This is a genomic window from Frankia sp. Mgl5 (assembly GCF_023242985.1).
GTDB classification, from domain to species: domain Bacteria; phylum Actinomycetota; class Actinomycetes; order Frankiales; family Frankiaceae; genus Parafrankia; species Parafrankia soli.
On the sequence record NZ_JALKFY010000025.1, the window covers coordinates 1 to 311 of the forward strand.

1 pseudogene is annotated in these 311 nt (G+C 56.3%); it reads left to right on the forward strand.

Annotated elements, in window-relative coordinates:
- Positions 1–311, forward strand: a pseudogene (locus tag MXD62_RS08195) (sugar ABC transporter substrate-binding protein); the annotation flags it as partial.

Here is a 311-nt window from a genome sequence, read left to right on the forward strand (position 1 = left end):
GCGATGTTGACCAAAAACCCTGACCTCAACGGTATGTTCGTTGTATGGGATGTGCCGGCTGAAGGAGCGTTAGCCGCAGCTCGTGCCGCGGGACGCAACGATTTGGCGATCACTACGATCGACCTTGGCACGAACGTCGCCCTCGATATTGCCCAAGGCGGCCAGATCAAAGGCCTCGGCGCACAATTGCCGTACGACCAAGGTGTAGCGGAAGCAATCCTCGCCGGTTATGCCTTGCTTGGCAAAGAAACACCTGCATACGTTGCCGTTCCGGCGATGAAAGTGACGAAAGAAAACGTGCTAGACGGTTG